16 protein-coding genes and 1 riboswitch are annotated in these 19419 nt (G+C 42.5%); of the genes, 11 read left to right on the forward strand and 5 right to left on the reverse strand.

Translation table 11 applies throughout. The features are described 5' to 3' along the window. Window positions 1–107 precede the first annotated feature (107 nt). Window positions 108–1460, reverse strand: a complete 1353-nt coding sequence (locus tag AACX33_RS25655) for a UDP-N-acetylmuramoyl-tripeptide--D-alanyl-D-alanine ligase (RefSeq protein ID WP_194000633.1) — start codon at window positions 1458–1460, stop codon at window positions 108–110. A 231-nt stretch (window positions 1461–1691) separates the two neighbouring features. On the opposite strand from AACX33_RS25655, the gene AACX33_RS25660 reads away from it, so the two are divergent. Next, entirely contained in the window at window positions 1692–2204 is a 513-nt protein-coding gene (locus AACX33_RS25660; protein ID WP_194000631.1) for a hypothetical protein, read from the forward strand. Window positions 2205–2317: 113 nt separating this feature from the next. Here AACX33_RS25660 and dnaK read toward each other — a convergent pair whose 3' ends face one another. Further along, window positions 2318–4204: a molecular chaperone DnaK gene (gene dnaK / locus AACX33_RS25665; protein ID WP_194000629.1), complete on the reverse strand. Its 1887-nt coding sequence runs from the start codon at window positions 4202–4204 to the stop codon at window positions 2318–2320. A gap of 392 nt (window positions 4205–4596) precedes the next feature. On the opposite strand from dnaK, the gene AACX33_RS25670 reads away from it, so the two are divergent. The 3 genes from AACX33_RS25670 (at window position 4597) to AACX33_RS25680 (ending at window position 7774) form a co-directional block, all read left to right on the forward strand. Continuing rightward, on the forward strand, window positions 4597–5649 hold the full coding sequence (locus tag AACX33_RS25670; RefSeq protein WP_322744535.1) for a glycosyltransferase family 4 protein: 1053 nt from the start codon (window positions 4597–4599) through the stop codon (window positions 5647–5649). After that, entirely contained in the window at window positions 5646–6965 is a 1320-nt protein-coding gene (locus AACX33_RS25675) for an ABC transporter substrate-binding protein (RefSeq protein WP_194000625.1), read from the forward strand. Before AACX33_RS25670 ends, AACX33_RS25675 begins: the two co-directional genes overlap by 4 nt. Window positions 6966–7087: 122 nt before the next feature. Further along, a complete protein-coding gene (locus AACX33_RS25680; protein ID WP_194000623.1) occupies window positions 7088–7774 on the forward strand; it encodes a class I SAM-dependent methyltransferase in 687 nt (228 codons plus the stop codon). A gap of 76 nt (window positions 7775–7850) precedes the next feature. Here AACX33_RS25680 and AACX33_RS25685 read toward each other — a convergent pair whose 3' ends face one another. Further along, the gene (locus AACX33_RS25685; RefSeq protein ID WP_194000621.1) at window positions 7851–8558 is read right to left on the reverse strand and encodes an FkbM family methyltransferase; all 708 of its coding nucleotides are present in this window, start codon (window positions 8556–8558) and stop codon (window positions 7851–7853) included. A gap of 734 nt (window positions 8559–9292) precedes the next feature. Here AACX33_RS25685 and aspS point away from each other — a divergent pair. Further along, entirely contained in the window at window positions 9293–11080 is a 1788-nt protein-coding gene (aspS, locus tag AACX33_RS25690) for an aspartate--tRNA ligase (protein ID WP_194000619.1), read from the forward strand. Between the two features lie 121 nt (window positions 11081–11201). On the opposite strand, the gene AACX33_RS25695 is transcribed toward aspS, so the two are convergent. Next, window positions 11202–12014 carry an S-layer homology domain-containing protein gene (locus AACX33_RS25695; protein ID WP_194000617.1) on the reverse strand — a complete coding sequence of 271 codons (813 nt, stop codon included), beginning with the start codon at window positions 12012–12014 and terminating at the stop codon, window positions 11202–11204. A gap of 329 nt (window positions 12015–12343) precedes the next feature. Between AACX33_RS25695 and AACX33_RS25700 the strand changes: the two genes are divergently transcribed. From AACX33_RS25700 to AACX33_RS25715, 4 genes are all read left to right on the forward strand, one after another. Further along, entirely contained in the window at window positions 12344–13273 is a 930-nt protein-coding gene (locus AACX33_RS25700; protein ID WP_194000615.1) for a DUF2382 domain-containing protein, read from the forward strand. A 338-nt stretch (window positions 13274–13611) separates the two neighbouring features. Further along, window positions 13612–13829, forward strand: a riboswitch (cyclic di-AMP (ydaO/yuaA leader). Between the two features lie 96 nt (window positions 13830–13925). Further along, window positions 13926–14777, forward strand: a complete 852-nt coding sequence (gene ntrB, locus AACX33_RS25705) for a nitrate ABC transporter permease (RefSeq protein ID WP_194000613.1) — start codon at window positions 13926–13928, stop codon at window positions 14775–14777. Between the two features lie 101 nt (window positions 14778–14878). Further along, window positions 14879–16321 carry an ABC transporter substrate-binding protein gene (locus AACX33_RS25710; RefSeq protein WP_194000739.1) on the forward strand — a complete coding sequence of 481 codons (1443 nt, stop codon included), beginning with the start codon at window positions 14879–14881 and terminating at the stop codon, window positions 16319–16321. A 53-nt stretch (window positions 16322–16374) separates the two neighbouring features. Then, window positions 16375–17211, forward strand: coding sequence for an ABC transporter ATP-binding protein (locus tag AACX33_RS25715; RefSeq protein ID WP_194000611.1), 837 nt, complete (start codon window positions 16375–16377; stop codon window positions 17209–17211). A 133-nt stretch (window positions 17212–17344) separates the two neighbouring features. On the opposite strand, the gene pirA is transcribed toward AACX33_RS25715, so the two are convergent. After that, window positions 17345–17500, reverse strand: coding sequence for an arginine synthesis PII-interacting regulator PirA (gene pirA / locus AACX33_RS25720; RefSeq protein ID WP_339383021.1), 156 nt, complete (start codon window positions 17498–17500; stop codon window positions 17345–17347). 109 nt (window positions 17501–17609) lie between these two features. Between pirA and AACX33_RS25725 the strand changes: the two genes are divergently transcribed. Together AACX33_RS25725 and AACX33_RS25730 are read left to right on the forward strand one after the other, a co-directional pair. Further along, on the forward strand, window positions 17610–18431 hold the full coding sequence (locus AACX33_RS25725; RefSeq protein ID WP_194000609.1) for an SAM hydrolase/SAM-dependent halogenase family protein: 822 nt from the start codon (window positions 17610–17612) through the stop codon (window positions 18429–18431). A gap of 127 nt (window positions 18432–18558) precedes the next feature. After that, a complete protein-coding gene (locus AACX33_RS25730) occupies window positions 18559–19215 on the forward strand; it encodes a DUF2301 domain-containing membrane protein (protein WP_194000607.1) in 657 nt (218 codons plus the stop codon). The last annotated feature ends 204 nt before the right edge of the window (window positions 19216–19419 follow it).

Raw genomic sequence — 19419 nt, forward strand, 5'->3', positions numbered from 1 at the left:
CCCCTAGCCCCTCCCCGCAAGCGATGAGGGGAACCGGATTTCTGGTTAAATTCTATTTATGCATCTTTATATTAAATTGGTATGACTTGGTTTTTGCTACTCTATTTTTAGAGAAATTCTGCGCGAAACTGATTAACAACGCGATCAAGTCCCACTGAATGGGCAGCTTTGAATAAAAGGCGATCGCCTGTTTGGACAAATGTCTTTAATCGAGCTAGCAAATCAGCATGAGAGGTAAAGCACTCTGATGGAATACCTCCAGCACTTTTGGCGATCGCTTCTGCATCTTTGCCATCCACCAAAACCAGCAAACCGTCTAATTGCAACCTCTGCACCGTTTCACCGACTCTTTGGTGCAGTTGCAGTGATTTTTCGCCCAATTCCTTCATCGCACCCAATACAGCAATTTTGCGTTTTCCGGGTGTATCTGCTAACAATTGCAAAGCTGCTGCCATAGCTTCTGGTGCAGCATTATAAGTCTCATCTAAGATAAGTATATCATGGGGCAGCGTAAACCGTTGCGATCGCCCCGTGGGCATATTCACCATCACACCATCCTGCAACTTTGACCAGTCGATGCCCAAAACCTGCGCCACAGCTAAAGCTGCTAAGAAATTACTGGCATTGTGACGACCAGGTAAAGGTAAAGGTAGCCGCATTCCTCTAACTTGTATCGTTTCGTGATCGATGAGTAGCCCTTGGATGTCACCACCAGACAAACCATAAGTCACAACTTCCCCAGACCAAACTTGCTGCGCCGTAGCCATTAACAAAGGATTGTCATGATTGAGAATAGCCACACCATCTTCAGGCATTTCGGCTAATAACTCACATTTAGCCTGTGCGATCGCTTCTTCAGAACCCAATAACTCAATATGTGCCGTTCCCACATTGGTAATCACCCCAATATTCGGACGGGCTATTTGCGTCAGTTCAGCGATTTGTCCTTGACCCCGCATCGCCATTTCCACCACCGCATAGTCATGTTCTGTATCCAGTTCGAGCAAAGTTTTGGGAACGCCAATTTCATTATTAAAATTGCTAAAAGTCTTGTGAACTCGTCCCTCAGTCGCCAAAACTGCGGCGATGATTTCCTTGGTTGTGGTTTTTCCCACAGAACCCGTCACCCCAATCACCGGAATATTTAGGCGATCGCGCCACCATCTAGCAAGTTGCTGATATGCCTCTAAAGTGTTTCTGACTTGCAATACAGGTAAACCCGGATTGTCATAATCACAATCGACAATAGCCGCTATTGCACCCTGAGCGATCGCCCTGGGGACAAAATCGTGTCCATCAAAATTTTCCCCTCGTAAAGCCAAAAAAACTTCACCTGGTTGGAGAATCCGGGTATCTGTTTGGATAGTGCTGCTGACTTGTGTTAAAGCAGCTTCAGACAAGTTAACAGGTTGGGCGCAAAGAACTGACAACAGTTGGGAGATGGTAGCAGACCAAGGCATAATTATGAACTGATTTTTCAGGTTAAATTAGCGAAACCCAAAGTATACAAATTTTTTAGTGTTTAGTCCCAGTCCGCAACCAAATTCGGTACTGTTTGTACTTGCTTTTAAAACTAAACGGTTTAGTTTTAAGTGGTTACCGTTTTCGTAACACCACCTTTAGCTCTGCCATATCTATGCATAAAATGATTGCGGTTAAAGAAAGACTGTTCAGTTGAGGTTAATTTCAGAATGAAGAGAAAATATTTGACCCTGATTGGGACAGCTTTTTCATTGGCATTAACCGCCAATGTTGCTATTGCCCAATCTGCCAGTTCAGTAGAGGACATCCAGTTGTCACCAGAAGCACTAAAAATTCTGTGTGAGCAATCCCCGCTCAATTCCCGTTGTCCGAATGGTACGCCAGTCACACCCACTGAAGGCGCTGACAGCCCGACCCAACCAGAAGGCTTCACTACACCAGAACCGGGTATGCCAAATAGCCCGACCCAACCAGAAGGTTTCACTACACCAGAACCGGGTATGCCAAATAGCCCGACCCAACCAGAAGGTTTCACTACACCAGAACCGGGTATGCCGAATAGCCCGACCCAACCAGAAGGCTTGACTACACCAGAACCGGGTATGCCAAATAGCCCGACCCAACCAGAAAACTTGACTACACCAGAACCGGGTATGCCGAATAGCCCGACCCCACCAGAAGGCTTCACTACACCAGAACCGGGTATGCCGTTGCAAAATTAACTAGTTTCATTAGTCGCTACAAGCATAAACCTAAATACCCTGAACCTACCCCCTCAAAGCTGCCCTCTAGCTCCCCTCCTCGCTTGCGGGGAGGGGTTGGGGGTGGGGTTCCTTTATTTACTTTCCACAAAATCGGCATCAATCACATCTTCACCACTGGGGCGATCGCCTTCGCCTGTAGCTCTACCATTACCACCAGCTTGAGCATAAACAGCACTACCAACTTGCATCAAAGCTTGCTGTAACTCATTTGTCAGAGACTTCATCCGCTCAAAATTATCTTGATTAATCGCCTCCTGTAAATCCCGTACCAATCCTTCAACTCGGCTACGATTCTCAGCACTCACCTTGTCACCCAAATCTTGCAATTGCTTCTGAGCTTGATAAGCCAAAGAATCTGCCATATTCTTCGTATCAATTTGTTCACGGCGTTTGCGGTCTGACTCCGCGTGGGCTTCTGCATCCCGCACCATGTTTTCCACACTTCGCTGATCGAGAGTGGAAGCACCTGTAATCGAAATCGACTGCTGTTTACCTGTAGCCTTATCTTGAGCCGTCACAGAAAGAATACCGTTGGCATCAATATCAAAAGTCACCTCAATTTGTGGTACACCTCTAGGTGCTGGCGGAATCCCATCTAAGCGGAATGTCCCCAAACTCTTGTTATCTTTAGCGAATTCTCTCTCACCTTGGAGAGCGTGAACTTCTACATTTGTTTGACCATCAGCCGCCGTCGAGAAGATTTCCGACTTTTTCACTGGGATAGTAGTATTACGGCTAATAATCTTCGTCATCACACCGCCGAGAGTTTCCACACCCAAAGACAAGGGAGTGACATCTAACAGCAGGATATCTTTCACCTCACCAGCTAAGACACCCGCTTGAATAGCAGCACCAATCGCTACCACTTCATCAGGGTTCACACCTTGACAAGGATCTTTACCAATAATCCGCCGTACCAATTCTTGCACAGCCGGAATCCGCGTTGAACCACCGACTAATACAACTTCATCAATTTCCGCATTGCTCAGTTTGGCATCTTGCATTGCTTGTTGCACTGGTTTTCGACAACGGTCTAAAAGATCCGCCGTCATTTCCTCAAACTTAGCCCTTGTCAAACTCATATCCAGGTGTTGCGGTCCCGCTTGAGTCGCTGTAATAAAGGGGAGGTTAATATTAGTTTGAGTCGCACTGGAAAGCTCAATTTTGGCTTTTTCTGCGGCTTCAGTTAATCTTTGTAAAGCTTGTTTATCTTTACGCAGGTCAATACCTTGATTACGCAGAAACTCAGTTGCTAACCAATCAACAATCTTTTTATCGAAGTCGTCACCACCTAAATGGGTGTCGCCACTGGTGGATTTAACTTCAAATACGCCGTCTCCTACTTCCAAAATAGAAACGTCAAAAGTCCCACCACCAAGGTCAAAGACCAAAATAGTTTCATTGTGCTTTTTATCTAAACCATAAGCCAGGGCTGCTGCTGTCGGTTCGTTGATAATACGGAGAACTTCCACACCCGCAATTTTACCCGCGTCTTTGGTCGCTTGGCGTTGGGAGTCATTGAAGTAAGCTGGAACCGTAATCACAGCTTGAGTAACTTTGTCTCCCAGATATTTACTGCTATCATCTACCAACTTCCGTAAAACTTGGGCAGAAACTTCTTCGGGTGCAAATTGCTTACTTGCTGCGGGACAGTCCAGTTTAACGTTACCATCGCGATCGCGCACAATTTTGTAAGTAACTTCTGTAGCTTCATGGGTAATTTCTTCATATTTGCGCCCAATGAAGCGTTTCACCGAATAAAAGGTATTTTCCGGGTTCATCACCGCTTGTCGTCTGGCTATTTGACCCACTAAGCGTTCACCAGACTTAGTATAAGCCACCACAGAAGGAGTAACCCGTTGTCCTTCAGCGTTAGCAATGACTAAGGGTTTTCCACCTTCCATCACAGCAGCGCAAGAGTTTGTGGTTCCTAAATCAATTCCAATTACTTTCGGCATATAACTTTCCTCGTTAGCTTTCGTTTCAGCAATTGTGGCGTTGAGGATAAGACACTGGGTATTGAGAATGGGATACTAGAGCAAAAGTCAAAAGTCAAAATTGAAATGCTTGCTGTAAATTAGTTTGACAATTTTTTCATGTCCTAATCGTCTTGACAGTTGCTATATCTAGTGGATTTAGTCTTAGGAGGTTTAATCTCAAGCTTCCTAGCTTGCAGACAACCAGTATTTTTCCTCAATCAATCTATCAAGCTTCCTACTTCAAACATTAGACCAACTTATAATTGAGTGGGTTCGGTTTTATAGCAAGGTGCGATCGCAATAACCGTACCACTGAACAGTTCAAATATTTATCCCGTTAACACCCCTCTACCATCATGCGTTTGTTATGTGTGTCTACACCCATTGGTTTTTTAGGTTCCGGAGAGGGAGGTGGAGTAGAATTAACCCTGGCCAATGTGGTTCAGTCCTTAATTGAGCGTAACCATACTGTTACCATTGTTGCACCCCAAGGCTCTCAGTCAGCCTATGGACAGGTCATAGAAGTAGCCGGAGTCGCCCCGGACTCTGCACAACATCAGGAACGCCATACTCCTGTTTCTATTCCCGCCGGTAGTGTCTTAGGGCAGATGTGGGAAACAGCAAGGAAATTGCAGCCAGAGTTTGATATCCTGCTGAACTTTGCCTATGATTGGCTACCTTTTTATCTCACGCCTTTTTTCCAGCGCCCTGTAGCCCATTTGGTCAGTATGGGGTCTTTGTCTATGGTGATGGATGAAGCAATCCATACTGTAGCTCGACATTTTCCCGGAACAATTGCTGTTCATACTCAAGCCCAAGCCCAAACCTTTGGTTTTGCTTCCGCCTATCGTTGTCTGGAAAATGGATTGGATCTCAGTCTTTATAACTGTAATTTACACCCCCAGGATCACTTAGGATGGGTGGGGCGCATTGCTCCGGAAAAAGGCTTAGAAGATGCTATTTCGGCAGTTAACAAAACCCAGATTCCGTTAAAAATTTGGGGTAAAATAGAAAACCCTCAGTACTGGGAATGGATTCAAGCCGAATTTCCCTCAGCCCCATTTAGCTATCAGGGGTTTTTACCAACTCCAGCCCTCCAGGAAGCTTTAGGAAAATGCCGGGGGTTATTAATGACTCCCCATTGGGTGGAAGCCTTTGGGAATGTGTGCATAGAAGCTCTGGCTTGTGGTGTGCCAGTGATTGCTTATAATCGTGGTGGACCAAGTGAAATTGTCAAATCAGGCAAAACAGGATGGCTGGTAGAACCAGATAGTGTAGATGGACTGGTGGAAGCGATCGCCAAATTAGGGCAAATTGATCGCCGTCATTGCCGAGAACAGGCAGAAGCGGTCTATTCTTTAGCGGCTTTAGGGGAAAACTTTGAAGCTTGGCTCAATGATTGTTTAGAGAACCATTTGGGATGAAAATGACTCTTTTACTACACCCAATTACCAGTTATTTTCGCCAGTGGATTGCTGCTGCTGGGAGGCGATTAGTTTTAGGACTTGTGCTGATTTCATGTTTAATCATCTTATCTGGCTGTCAAGCTTCATCACCAAAAGATGATGGTGTAATTCGGTTGACATTGTGGCAAGGAATTAATCCCCCAGTTAATCGAGATGTATTTCAAAAATTAGTCGATAAATTTAATCAGACTCATCCTGATATCCAAGTAGAATCTATTTTTGCCGGTGGACTAGACCAACAATTGCCGAAAATTCTCGCCGCAGTTGTGGGAAATGTCCCTCCAGATATCCTGAGTTTTTACCCACAACTGACAGGTCAATTTAGTCAATTAGACGCAATTCGACCTTTAGAAGATTGGTTAGACAAATTACCCCTGAAATCGGAAATTAGCCCCAACTTATTGGCAGCATTAACATTAGACAATCATCTGTGGTCAATTCCACTTTACACCAGCAATCTGGGCATTTTTTACCGACCTCAGTTGTTCCAAGCGGCGGGAATTACCGAAACACCAAAAACTTGGGCAGAATTAAGAGAAGTTGCCAAAAAATTGACCATAGACAAAGATGGCGACGGTAAACCCGAACAGCATGGAATTTTATTACCTTTAGGTAAAGGCGAATGGACTGTATTTAGTTGGTTCCCCTTTTTATGGAGTGCTGGCGGGGAGATAATTACTGATAATCGACCAAATTTGACCACCGATGCAGCTGTGACAGCTTTGCAATTTTGGCAAGATTTAATTAAAGATGGTTCAGCCAAGTTATCTGCACCTGAGCGAGGTTATGAAGAAGACGACTTTATCGCCGGTCGCGTTGCGATGCAGATTACAGGCCCTTGGACTTATATCATGAAGTCTAATGTTGATTATCAGGTATTTCCCATGCCTGCAAGTGTCGAACAGGCTACAGTCATTGGCGATGGTAATTTTTATGTGATGAAGACTACCCCAGCCAGAGAAGAAGCCGCACTCAAGTTTTTAGAGTTTGTTTTGAGTGAAGAATTCCAAACAGAATGGAGTATCGGGACGGGTTTTTTGCCGGTGAATATCAAATCTACCCAAAGTGCAGCTTATCAGCAATTCATTACCGAAAAACCCGTGTTAAAAGTTTTTCTAGAACAAATGCCTGCGGCACGTGGTAGACCGATTATTGCTGGTTATAGTAGTTTATCTGATAGTCTGGGTCGAGCTATTGAGGCTACCTTGCTGGGTGCATCTCCAGAACAAAGTTTAAAAGCAGCTCAACAACGCCTCGATTTAATTTGGAAATAAATGGTGAGTACTGAGTCGTAAGGGTGCAAGGCCTTGCGCCCCTACCGCGTGGTCTATAACTAGACAAAGGTGAATATTCAGTGTAAATTTTAGAATGTTACCAGGATAATTGTTACTTTAATATGCTACAAGAGAATCAAACACCCACTGATATTTTCTCGGAAATATATGCAAACAACATCTGGGGAGGAAATTCAGGAGAATTTTTCTCAGGTAAAGGTTCAGATGATATTTTTGCTATCCCTTATTGTAAATTACTCACAGAGTTTGCTGTGAAGCAACAGTTAAAAAATATCAAAATTGTCGATTTAGGATGTGGTGATTTTCGGGTTGGTCAACAGCTTTTAAAAAATTTAGAACAAGCCCAGATTAAATATCAATATATAGGTATAGACATAGTACCAACATTAATAGAACGCAATCAGAGACAATATGCTAATGCTAATGTAGAGTTCTTATGTGTTGATGTTTTGACCGAAGATTTACCGACTGGAGATATCTGCTTAATTCGCCAAGTTTTGCAGCACTTATCTAACCAACATATTCAAAAATTTATCGAGAAAATCACTCAATATAATTATGTATTTGTGACTGAAAGTTATCCTGAGAATGAACAGGATTGTATACCCAATATAGATATATCGACAGGTGCTGAAATTAGATTAGAAAAAAATTCAGCAGTCTTTTTAGATCAAGCTCCGTTTAATTTAAATAATGTAGAGCTAGTTCTAACTATACCCTACAAAGAGGAGATTCCTTTATATGGTAAGCATAGTAAGCTGTGTATCTTTAAAGTTGAGAATAATTAAAATAGATGGATAAATTCCTCTATTAGCTTATATCCCCTGCTATTCGGGGGATATAGGCATCACTAATATCAATAACTTATTCTAAGTCAAGATTATAGGCGAAGAAATTTCCGACATTAGAAAACCGAGCATCTGGATAGGGGACAAATTCCACTTTAAAGCGATGACTAATGAATAAATCTGCCAACGTTCCCACAGTGTATTTCTCGAACCCTTCTACCTGTGCTGCACTGGGGATGGAGTCCATCAGATGATACTCCCCGACAAAACAGCAGACTTGTCGTAAGCGTTGAGATGTGAGAAGAATGGGAAACTCACTTCCTTCGCAATCGATTTTGAGAATTTTGACCTTTGAATCTCCGATGATATCATCAAGGGCAACTGTGCTTACAGGTTGACCATCTGACGCAAAAATATTTCCCGATGCTGTGTTCATCCCTACCGGATCGGGACCATCAGCTAACATTTGTGTATAGCCAGAATGATATAACTCAGTCTCTTGTTTTTTATCTGAACGCCAAACGGCTTTGGAATTAATTACCACATTTGTAGAAGCAAGATTTTTTCGTGCTAGTTCAGCATTTTCTAAATTAGCTTCAAACCCTTCAATCTTTCGCGACCCCCGTTGCCAACATAAGTAAGAAAAACATCCTATATGCGCTCCAATGTCAATGATGCGATCTTCTGCTTGCAGCTGTTCAGGAATTCGATATTCGTTATTTTCGACAACATAACGGAAGGCTACTTCATCTATTGTATTAGGCCGGAAGGAAATTTCAGTCATGGAAGTTTATGGATAATAAGTGGCAGCGGAAAAAAGGGTTTATGGATGTAAAATTTAAATTTTTGGCTGTGTTTTTTTCCAGTGTATGACTGAATCGAACATAGCTATATTACCATGTTTTGTTACTTGGGACTTGATCAGGACTGCTGAGTTGAAAGACCGCCCACTTTCAATGCGGGGCTTGGATCAAAATAATTAGCACTCAGTATTTATTGTGTAGTGTTTTCTAAATTTAAATAGCTGATATATGTAAAATTCGATGAAATCAGCTCAACCAAACCAAAATTAATGAAATCGAAAATATTAATCCCATTTCTGTGTAAAGCTGCGCTAAATTTCTTTGTGTACTTCTCCCAAAGGGAGAGGCTAGCGCCAACGTGGTTCGTTCGTCCTATAATTCAGCGCATCCTCATAAAGAATTGGTATAAGTAAGTCGGTGAGAAAAATTCCATGTATATGAAGGAATGTAAATTATTCGGAGTTATGTCATAGAGACCACCGCACCTTGTACCTGGGATTGTTGACGGTGCGTTGCGCTGTGCGACAACACACCCTACAGTTTATTTATTGTTACGTAGCCTACCTACTTAGAAACAGCATCTAGCCCAGGCGATGAGAAATCGCTGAACTTTTTTTCTTGAACTGAAACTACTACAATTACTATTGATGCTAGATAATGGGAAAGCTTTGAGATTTAATAGCCCATCTAGCCCGACAGAATCAAACTAACACTTATGCGAACTCACTATTGCGGCGAACTCCGAAAAAAAGATATTGGAGAAACTGTTACCTTATACGGTTGGGTAGACCGTCGCCGCGATCATGGGGGCGTGATATTCTTAGATTTGCGCGATCGCTCTGGCATTCTCCAAATTGTCAGTGATCCGCAACGCACCCCAGATTCCTACGAACAGGCCAACAGCCTGCGGAATGAATACGTTGTCGAAATCATCGGTAGGGTAACGCACCGTCCCGACGAATCTTTGAATCCCCGCCTCCCTACTGGCGAAGTTGAAATCTACGCCGACAAAATTACACTGCTTAACGGCGTTAGTAAACAATTACCATTCCAAGTTTCCACAGCTGACACCGAAACTGTGCGGGAAGACTTGCGGCTGAAGTATCGTTATTTAGATTTGCGAAGAGAACGCATGGCGCAGAATATGCAATTGCGTCATCAAGTCGTCAAAGCCATGCGTCGTTTCTTAGAAGACCTCGAAGGTTTTATCGAAATTGAAACCCCCATTCTTACCCGTTCCACCCCAGAAGGTGCGAGGGATTACATTTTACCCAGTCGGGCGAATCCTGGCGAGTGGTTTGCTTTGCCGCAATCACCCCAGCTATTCAAACAGATACTCATGGTATCGGGTATGGATCGATATTATCAGATTGCCCGTTGCTTCCGTGACGAAGATTTACGCGCCGACAGACAACCAGAATTTACTCAATTGGACATGGAAATGAGTTTCATGTCCCAAGAAGAAATTATTGCCCTGAATGAGAAGTTAGTGGCTCATATCTTCAAAACAGTTAAAGGTATCGAGTTAAACTTACCATTTCCCCGTCTGACCTACGCCGATGCGATGTCACGCTATGGTAGCGATAAACCAGATACCCGCTATGACTTAGAATTAGTCGATGTTTCCGATGTTTTAAAAGACTCTGGGTTTAAAGTTTTTCGGGATGCGATCGCTCATGGTGGTATCGTCAAAATTCTACCCATTCCTAACGGTAACGATGTTATTTCCAATGTCCGCATTAAACCAGGCGGTGACTTATTCAAGGAAGCCAGCGAAGCCGGTGCAAAAGGTTTAGCGTACATCCGCGTGCGAGAAAATGGTGAAATTGACACCATTGGCGCAATTAAAGACAACCTCAGCGAAGCCCAAAAACAGGAAATTTTGCAACGCACAGGTGCAAAAGCCGGTCATTTGTTATTATTTGCGGCTGCTGACACGGTTAAAGTTAATAAAACTTTAGACAGATTGCGGCAAGTTGTAGCGAAGGAATTTAAGTTAATTAATCCCGAAAAAACTAACTTACTCTGGATTACAGATTTCCCCATGTTTGAGTGGAATGCTGACGAAAAACGCCTAGAAGCACTGCACCACCCCTTTACTGCACCCCATCCTGAAGATGTGAGTGATTTAAAAACCGCACGCGCCCAAGCTTACGATTTGGTGTTAAACGGTTTAGAAATTGGTGGCGGAAGTCTGCGGATTTATCAAGGAGATATTCAACAGCAGGTGTTTGAAGCCATTGGTTTGTCTCCGGAAGAAGCACAGGATAAATTTGGCTTTCTCTTGGAGGCGTTTGAATATGGTACACCGCCACATGGTGGCATTGCCTATGGTTTAGACCGTTTGGTAATGTTGCTAGCTGGGGAAGAATCCATTCGGGATGTCATTGCTTTTCCCAAGACACAACAAGCCCGTTGTTTACTCACAGATGCGCCTTCAGGGGTAGATGCCAAACAGCTGAAAGACTTACACGTTGCTTCGACTTACAAGCCTAAATCTTAACAAGGCTTAAAGTGAATGTAGAGACGTTGTATACAACGTCTCTATAAGGCTAATGTCAGAAGCATATTTGAATTTGCTCAATATCTAATTGGTGAACTCTTGTATTGACTGCTTTGGGAATTTATCGTGCAGCTTGGCTAACTTCCGGGCGAACAATATAGTTATAAGCTTCTACATTACTAGGCAGAGGTTCAATTCTCTCCTGAGCAACCAAAGTTTGATGGATAAAAGCAGCCGCAGTTGCACGTCTTAGAGGTTCGTTAGGTTCTAGCTCTCTGGGATTCGGATAATTAACCACCATATTTTTTTGTGTTGCTATGCCTACGTAATTAATAGCATACGGAGGAATTTGTTGGGCATCAGTATAATAATCTTTTGCCAGTGCTGCTACAGGCGTAGTTGGCTGAGGTGCTGCTGCTACTAAAGGCTGCATTAAAGAAGTCATTGCTAATGGCAAATATATAGGCCTTCTCACAGCTCGACGAGTTTTTGGTGCTAAATTCAAGCCTCTAGTCAGGGTAACTAAGGCATCTACCCTAGAAACTGGCTGATTTGGGCGAAAGAAACCACCAGGATAACTGCTCATAAATCCTTGTTGATAAGCTTCTTCAATGGCCTCAGATGCCCAATATCCTTCAGGAACATCTTGAAAAGAGCTTGCATCTTCGATTTGCCGTACTGGCTTTTGATCAAAAGCTTGACGAATCATGGCTGCGAATTCATCACGATTTACAGCCTGTTCGGGTCGAAATGTGCCGTCTGGATATCCTACAATAATATTTCGTTCAGCTAAACGCTCAATAAATGGTTGCGCCCAATAATCAGGGGGAACATCAGGAAAAATATTCTGTGCTAAAACTGGAGAAGTTACAGCGGCTAGCCCTAGAGTTACCAAAGAGGCAGTCAATGCAGACAAACGAGATAAGCTAGACATCCAAACATACCTCCATTAATTTAAATTAAATTTTTTTAAATTTATATGTATGTCTATAATATTTTTTCTCTTGACGATGGTTATCTACCTGCCGATTCAAACAATTGTACCTAAAGTTATAAATCAAATTTGCTGAATACTAATTAAGCTATTAAGTAGATTTAACCTATTTTTCAAGATAGAGAATTTTTGAGATTTGAGGAGCTTATTTAAATATTAAATCTACTATAAGTATTAAATAGAAAATTATTGTAATTCAATCTTCAGGAAGAAGTAGCAGAATAACCAATTATTTAGGATGGTAATTGTAGATTTTGGTAAATGCTAATATGGTTCTTTATAAACTTCAAGATTTTGGTGCTGACTATAAAAATGCTGAATTTGATAATTATGAAATCAGAGATTTCGATGTCTACTCAGACATCAATAATGAAAAAGTTGGCACAGTCAAAGATATTTTAGTGGACGATACAGGACGGTTTCGTTACCTAATTGTAGATACAGGCTTTTGGATTTTTGGTAAGCAAGTGTTGTTACCAATTGGGCGTTCTCGCATGAGTTATGCTGACCGACGAGTCTACGCTACAGGACTTACCCAAGAGCAAGTAGAAAGCTTACCTGATTTTCACGACCTCGAACGGGTTGATTACGATTATGAAGAGCAGGTGCGCGGAGTTTATCGGACTCCGTTTGCAGAAACACCTCTAGAGACCTCCACACCTGTAGAGTCTACAGCACCTTTAGATACTCCAGCGGCTTATGCCGAGACTACAGCCAGAGCCACTACACCTACACCCAGGTCTACTTATGATCGTGAGACCTATACTTACGACCGGGAACCGCATTTGTATGATACTAGTGAGCGCAATCATCAAAACCTGAAACTGTACGAAGAACGGTTAATTGCTCATAAAAACCGCGTTAAAACAGGAGAAGTTTCGGTTGGTAAGCACGTTGAAACTGAGAGAGTCAATGTTGCTGTCCCAGTGGAAAAAGAGCGTGTAGTGATTGAACGCACTACGCCAACAGATGCAGGACGCACAGCTTCCCCTGGTGAAGTGAACTTCCGCGAAGGTGAAGTTGCACGTGTGGATATTCACGAAGAAACTCCTGAAATTCGTAAGGAAGCTGTTTTACGTGAAGAAGTAAAAGTTAAGAAGGTTGTAGAAACGGATACGGTTGAGGCTCAAGAAAACCTGCGGCGGGAAGAATTAGACGTTAATAAGGATAATGATCGCTCACGGAACAGAAGAAGTTAAGGGTATGTTTGGAAGGTGTTTTTGTTAACAGTAAGAATCTCCAAACCTAACCTCCTAGCCCCCATTACCTACGAAGGGATGGGGGTTTTAACGCATATTTTGTTGATGGGTAATCTCCCTCGATGAACTAAACTTAGCCGACTTACTTACGACAGTTGAAGCTATGATAATGGCAGCTTGATCAGGACTACTGCTGCGTGTGAACATATGCACTGCCTAACCAAGCTTTGCTAATACGTTACCTACTTGACACACATCAATATGGCTATAGGTTTATTGAACCAAATTCAGCTTGTTCTTGCAAATTAAAAATATTAGTGTACAATTCAACATAAGCTTGAGTAAGTCAGCCTAATCCAGCAAGTTATAACTCATAACGCTGGAGCGGAGGAACCAAATTTTGGGGCGTATCTCTGAATCGATTGGTAAAAAGGTTTGAAGTTTGAGACTGAAAATTCATCCCAAATTCTGAATCTAGAATCCAAAATCGAAAAGAGAGGGGCATCTCTCAGCCCTAGCCCGTCAGCTAACTTCGTAGGCATTGAGAGGAGACTGAAGAGACAGCATTTTTCTAATGTTTTGATCTCATCAGTGTCCGAGGCTGGTACTGCTCAGATTTTTGTGCCTGCACTTATTTCTGTTGAGGTCATAAATGATATTTCAATTAAATTTAGCAGCGATTATGGCGATCGCTGGTCAAACTGCTTGGAAAAAAGCTAAACCTATAGTTGCCAGAGACGTTTTCCTTCTACCTGCTCTGGGATTTTTAGGGATTATTGTGTTGTGGTGGGTTGTAGCACTGTTTAATCATCAATTAATGCCGACTCCACCGGAAGCTTTTATTGCCAATCTTGATTACATTTTAAATCCTTTTTATCAACGAGGCCCTGGGAACTTAGGAATTGGCTGGTTGTTGATAGCCAGTCTGCGACGGGTCTTGATTGGTTTTTTCTTGGGCGCAGTTGTAGCGATTCCTGTGGGATTTCTCATTGGTATGTCTAAGTCAGCCATGCTTGCGTTTAATCCCATTATTCAGATTTTTAAACCCGTATCACCCTTGGCTTGGTTGCCGATTGCTCTAGCCATCTTTAATTTGGCAGAACCTTCCGCAATTTTTGTAATTTTTATTACTTCTTTGTGGCCAACAATTATTAATACTGCCTTGGGAGTCGCCAGCGTTCCCAAAGACTATTTAGATGTGGCACGAGTGTTAGAAATACCCCGTTGGCGACGGATTACGAAAATTATCTGGCCTGCAAGTTTGCCGTATATTTTCACAGGATTACGCATTAGTTTAGGGATTGCTTGGCTAGTCATTGTTGCTGTAGAAATGCTCACAGGTGGTATTGGGATTGGGTTTTTTGTCTGGGATGAATGGAGTCGTCTGAATCTCAGTTCCGTCTTTTTAGCTGTGATTGTGATTGGTGTAACTGGACTAGTTCTAGACTACGGATTGGGCAAAATTCAAGAAATAGTAACCCACCGGCCTACAGTTTCTAATTAACAAAACTTGTCTCATTAAAAATTAGCAAGACGCAATATAATTCTGCATCTTTGCGTTAGCTTGCGGAAAAATAATTGATTACCACTGGAGCGAACACAGAAATGGGTGATAATCATTGGACTCGACGAGACTTTATTAAAAGCATCGGAGCAACAACAGCTGGGATAGGGCTGTCATCCTGTGGTATTGCTGGTAATACAGGTGCTAGAGGGTTGACTGAAGAAGTCTTAGCTGTTGAACCGTTAGTCAAATCTCAAGACTTAGAAAAACCTGACTTGATTGTGGGATATGTCCCTGTTAATGATTGTGCGCCATTTGCGATCGCCTGGAAAAAAGGTTTCTTCCGCAAATATGGTTTGAACGTCACACTCAACCGCGAAGCTAGTTGGGCAACATCCCGCGACGGGCTAATTTTTGGTCGTCTAGATGCTTCCCCCGTAGTATCCGGTGCTGTGACCAACGCCAGAATTGGTGCAGAAGGCGCACGTCAAGCCCCCTTATGTGCAGCCATGAACATTCATCGCCACGGTAACGCCATGACCATGAACCAAGCCATGTGGGATTTTGGGCTACGTCCGTGGTATGAGTACCAAGAACAATACGGAGATGGTGCATTAGAAGCCTTTGGGCGCGATTTTCGCGGCTACTTTGCCAAGCAACCAACAGAACGCAAAGTTTGGGCAGTAGTTCTCAGTTCTGCCATTTACGAATATTTTATCCGTTACTTATCCGCCGCCGCAGGTGTTGACCCACTCAAAGAGTTCCGCGTCATCATTGTGCCACCGCCCCTAATGGTGACAAATGTGCGAATTGGCGCAATGCAAGCTTATATGGTGGCTGAACCTTGGAACACTAGAGCAATAACAGGTAACGAAGGCATCGGCTTTACCTTCGCCCAAGGCAAAGAAATCTGGTTGGGACACCCAGATAGACTATTGGGAGTGATGGAATCTTTCATTGACAATTATCCCAAAACCTATCGTTCCTTGGTTAAGGCGATGATAGAAGCCTGTCAGTATTGCAGCAACCCGGAAAATCGCCAGGAAGTTGCCGAACTGATTACAGACCGTTCCTTTACAGGTGCTAAACCCAGAAATCCCGACGCACCCATCTCTAAATTAACCAGTCCGGGAATTCTCGGCAATTACAACTATGGTGGGTTTGATGGCAAAGACCGCACCATTAAATCTGCCGATGGCACGATTTTCTTTAATATTCCTCAGAACCTTCCGCAACAGCCAGGAAACCATTCAACATTCCTCTGGACATCCCAAAGTCTCTGGTTAATGACCCAAGCTGCCCGTTGGGGACAAATTTCCAAGTTTCCCAAAAATGCTGATCAAATCGCCCGCAGCGGTTGGCGAACAGATTTATATCGGGAGATAGCAGCTGAAATGGGTATTGACTGTCCCCAGGATGATTATAAAATCGAACCTCCAGAAGTATTCATAGACAAAGTAGGCTTTGATCCTAGCGACCCAGTGGGATATATGAATAAATTTGCAATTAGGGCTAATGCTCCCACGCGTTTCTTTATGTCTTAAATCGCCAGTCTAGATATTGACTGATAACTCAAAGTTTTTAGGAGATTTTAATCATGAAAGATATGCCATTAGTAGTAAATAATCCTCACCAAGTTATGTCTCGCCCTAATTTTTTAGAAATTGAAAATTTAGTCAAGGCTTACCCGACACCTGATAAAGGTAATTTTGTCGTGCTAGATGGAGTTAATTTAACCATTGGTGAAGATGAATATATTTCTGTAATTGGTCATTCTGGTTGTGGTAAATCAACTCTGCTGAAGATAGTCGCTGGGTTAGACAAAGCCACTTCTGGCTCAGTCCGGCTCGATGGCAAAGAAATTCGGCAACCAGGAGCCGAAAGGATGATGGTATTTCAAAGCTACTCACTGTTACCTTGGTTAACTGTGCGCGAAAATATCCGTTTAGCTGTAGATGAAGTGCTAAAAGATGCTAATCGCGCCGAAAAAATTAGCATCGTAAATGAACATTTAGCAATGGTGAACTTAATAGCGGCAGCTGATAAATATCCTGATGAAATTTCTGGAGGGATGAAGCAAAGAGTAGGTATTGCCAGAGCCTTAGCAATCCGACCAAAAATGTTACTTATGGATGAACCTTTTGGGGCATTAGATGCCCTAACTAGGGGGAAATTACAACGACAGGTATTAGATATTTGGGAAAATAATCGCCAAGCAGTAATGATGATTACTCACGATGTCGATGAAGCAATTTATATGTCAGATCGCATCGTATTAATGACTAATGGACCGAAAGCGACGATTGGAGAAATATTAGAGGTTCCTTTTGAGCATCCACGAGATCGCGCTGCTATGCGAAACTCCAGAGAATATTTTGAACTCCGCAATCAAGCACTCAATTTCCTCGATAAAAACTTTACACAAGACGAATAAAGCTTCAATTTGGTGTATTTTGTCGTTGAACTGCCAATATTATGGGGTTGCGAATTATTTGACAACCCCTTTAAATAAAAAACCAGCCGCAGCTGGGTTTCACACAACAAAACTATGAACTAGAAACTTTTGATTAACGGATATATTTGATTTCGGCTTCGAGTTGATGAATCAGCCGCTCGTCACTCTTAGCCTTGGCTACTTGCAAGCGATGCTCTAGGCTTTTTTGAATATTTACTCTATGAGTTTCTTGTGCTTGACTCATAGCTTGTAATCTATTCTGACTCATCATATTACTCCTGTTTAATTTTTCTTATGTCTGGTATTCTTAACATATCATATTTTTAGTATCTGTCGATACAGAAAATTTTGTCTTCATATAATTTTATGATTAAGCCATGACTGAACCACAGATAAATCAAGTATCACTCCTGGCACTAATGAGCGATTTTGGCGATCGCGATGTCTATGTTAGTGTCATGAAAGGTGCGATCGCTCAAATTAATCCCCAGTTAACGGTGGTAGACTTGACACACCAGATTCCGCCGCAAAATATCGCCGCAGCTAGGTTCTGTCTGATGAATGCTTATCCCTATTTCCCGGTGGGTACAGTATCTGTGGCAGTGGTAGATCCGGGAGTGGGCAGTAAGCGCAGAGCGATCGCGGTAGAATTTGCTCAAGGGTTTCTAGTAGGACCAGATAATGGCATATTTAGTGGGGTACTCAGTCAAAGTCCAGCCATTAACACCGTTGAACTGACAAACTCTAATTATTGGCGCACACCTGAACCCAGCAAAACTTTTCACGGTAGAGATATATTTGCACCTGTGGGCGCTCATCTTGCTAGTGGTGTCACGTTAAAACAGCTGGGACAAGAAATCGATTCAGGAACTTTGGTACAGTTGGATATAGGCGAATGCAACCAAACTAATTCCGGCGTGACAGGTTGTATTCAATATATTGATTATTTTGGCAACTTAATCAGCAATATTCCCGAAAGATATGTGCAAGGTAAAAATTGGTCTGTGCAAGTCGCTGGGGTAAATATACCGGGATGTGAAACTTATAGTGATGTGAAACTGGGAGAAGTAGCCGCTTTCGTTGGTAGTCATGGCTGGGTAGAAATTGCCATCAATAGCGGTAATGCATCCTCACAGTTGCAGCTAAACTGGCAAGATGCGTTACAAGTCTTATTCTTGGAGTCAAACCAAACCGCATAAAATTGATAGAAGACAAAGCATCATCTAAAATATAAGTATAAAATAAAGTTTAATTTTAAGCCTAAATACTATTGACAAAATTCAATATTTAAATTTAAAGAATTATCCTAACTATAGTTTTTTGCATATGACGACACAAACACTATCTGCACCAGAAGTTTATCAAGGTCAGTTTGGGGAATTTTCAATTGATGAAAGCGATCGCACTGGGGTGATTATCTACCGCGCTGGTTTAATGGTAGCAGCACTCAGCTTTGCCATCGGCAGCGCTTTGGTTTTATTCAACAATAATCCTACTACTATAGCGGCACTCACTCCTTTATATGCCTGTTTTAGTCTTGGTCTGGGTATCAGTTTATTAACCATTCACATCTACATGGCATTGCTGCACCGACTATTACAAGTTTTTTGGGCGATCGGCAGTATATCAGCAGTAGTCCTGGCATTGTCTAGTAGTGAACCTTTAGCGATCGCAGTTTACAACCAACCGCTAACATTATTTGGGATAGGTTTTACCTTCGTGGCATTAACAGGTATTTTTTTCAAAGAAGCTTTTTGCTTTAATCGCCTAGAAACTAAGTTATTAACTTTCATAGTTCCCTTACTTCTGCTGGGACATTTGGTAGGAATTTTACCAACTCACTGGGAACAAGCTTTATTAGGAGTTTGGGCAATTTTGTTTCTAGTATTTGCCTTGCGTAAAGCATTCCAAGCCATTCCGCCAGATATTGGCGATAAATCTGTATTTACCTATTTGAAAGCACAAAGTTCAGCTAAGGTTTAATTATTTACGCCGTCCTACTTATTTTTAGGAAATAACGAACCACAGAGGACGCAGAGGCCACAGAGTCATGAGAGTTTCAGAGATTTTCTGTATCATATCCAGTCTGTTTGCTCACTTAATTACAGCAGTTCCCGGTATTATAAGGTACAGATATTAATGATAAAACTCTTGTGGTGCGGGCATCTTGCCCGCCTGTCTCTTATA

It is taken from the genome of Nodularia sp. LEGE 04288 (assembly GCF_963896525.1).
In the GTDB taxonomy this organism is placed as follows: Bacteria; Cyanobacteriota; Cyanobacteriia; order Cyanobacteriales; family Nostocaceae; genus Nodularia.

Coding starts and splice junctions, on each gene's coding strand:
- AACX33_RS25710 (WP_194000739.1), top strand. CDS start 14,879: ATGGGTGATAATCATTGGACTCGACGAGACTTTATTAAAAGCATCGGA.
- pirA (WP_339383021.1), bottom strand. CDS start 17,500: ATGAGTCAGAATAGATTACAAGCTATGAGTCAAGCACAAGAAACTCAT.
- AACX33_RS25655 (WP_194000633.1), bottom strand. CDS start 1,460: ATGCCTTGGTCTGCTACCATCTCCCAACTGTTGTCAGTTCTTTGCGCC.
- AACX33_RS25685 (WP_194000621.1), bottom strand. CDS start 8,558: ATGACTGAAATTTCCTTCCGGCCTAATACAATAGATGAAGTAGCCTTC.
- AACX33_RS25675 (WP_194000625.1), top strand. CDS start 5,646: ATGAAAATGACTCTTTTACTACACCCAATTACCAGTTATTTTCGCCAG.
- AACX33_RS25695 (WP_194000617.1), bottom strand. CDS start 12,014: ATGTCTAGCTTATCTCGTTTGTCTGCATTGACTGCCTCTTTGGTAACT.
- AACX33_RS25680 (WP_194000623.1), top strand. CDS start 7,088: ATGCTACAAGAGAATCAAACACCCACTGATATTTTCTCGGAAATATAT.
- AACX33_RS25660 (WP_194000631.1), top strand. CDS start 1,692: ATGAAGAGAAAATATTTGACCCTGATTGGGACAGCTTTTTCATTGGCA.
- AACX33_RS25725 (WP_194000609.1), top strand. CDS start 17,610: ATGACTGAACCACAGATAAATCAAGTATCACTCCTGGCACTAATGAGC.
- AACX33_RS25700 (WP_194000615.1), top strand. CDS start 12,344: ATGGTTCTTTATAAACTTCAAGATTTTGGTGCTGACTATAAAAATGCT.
- dnaK (WP_194000629.1), bottom strand. CDS start 4,204: ATGCCGAAAGTAATTGGAATTGATTTAGGAACCACAAACTCTTGCGCT.
- AACX33_RS25730 (WP_194000607.1), top strand. CDS start 18,559: ATGACGACACAAACACTATCTGCACCAGAAGTTTATCAAGGTCAGTTT.
- aspS (WP_194000619.1), top strand. CDS start 9,293: ATGCGAACTCACTATTGCGGCGAACTCCGAAAAAAAGATATTGGAGAA.
- ntrB (WP_194000613.1), top strand. CDS start 13,926: ATGATATTTCAATTAAATTTAGCAGCGATTATGGCGATCGCTGGTCAA.
- AACX33_RS25715 (WP_194000611.1), top strand. CDS start 16,375: ATGAAAGATATGCCATTAGTAGTAAATAATCCTCACCAAGTTATGTCT.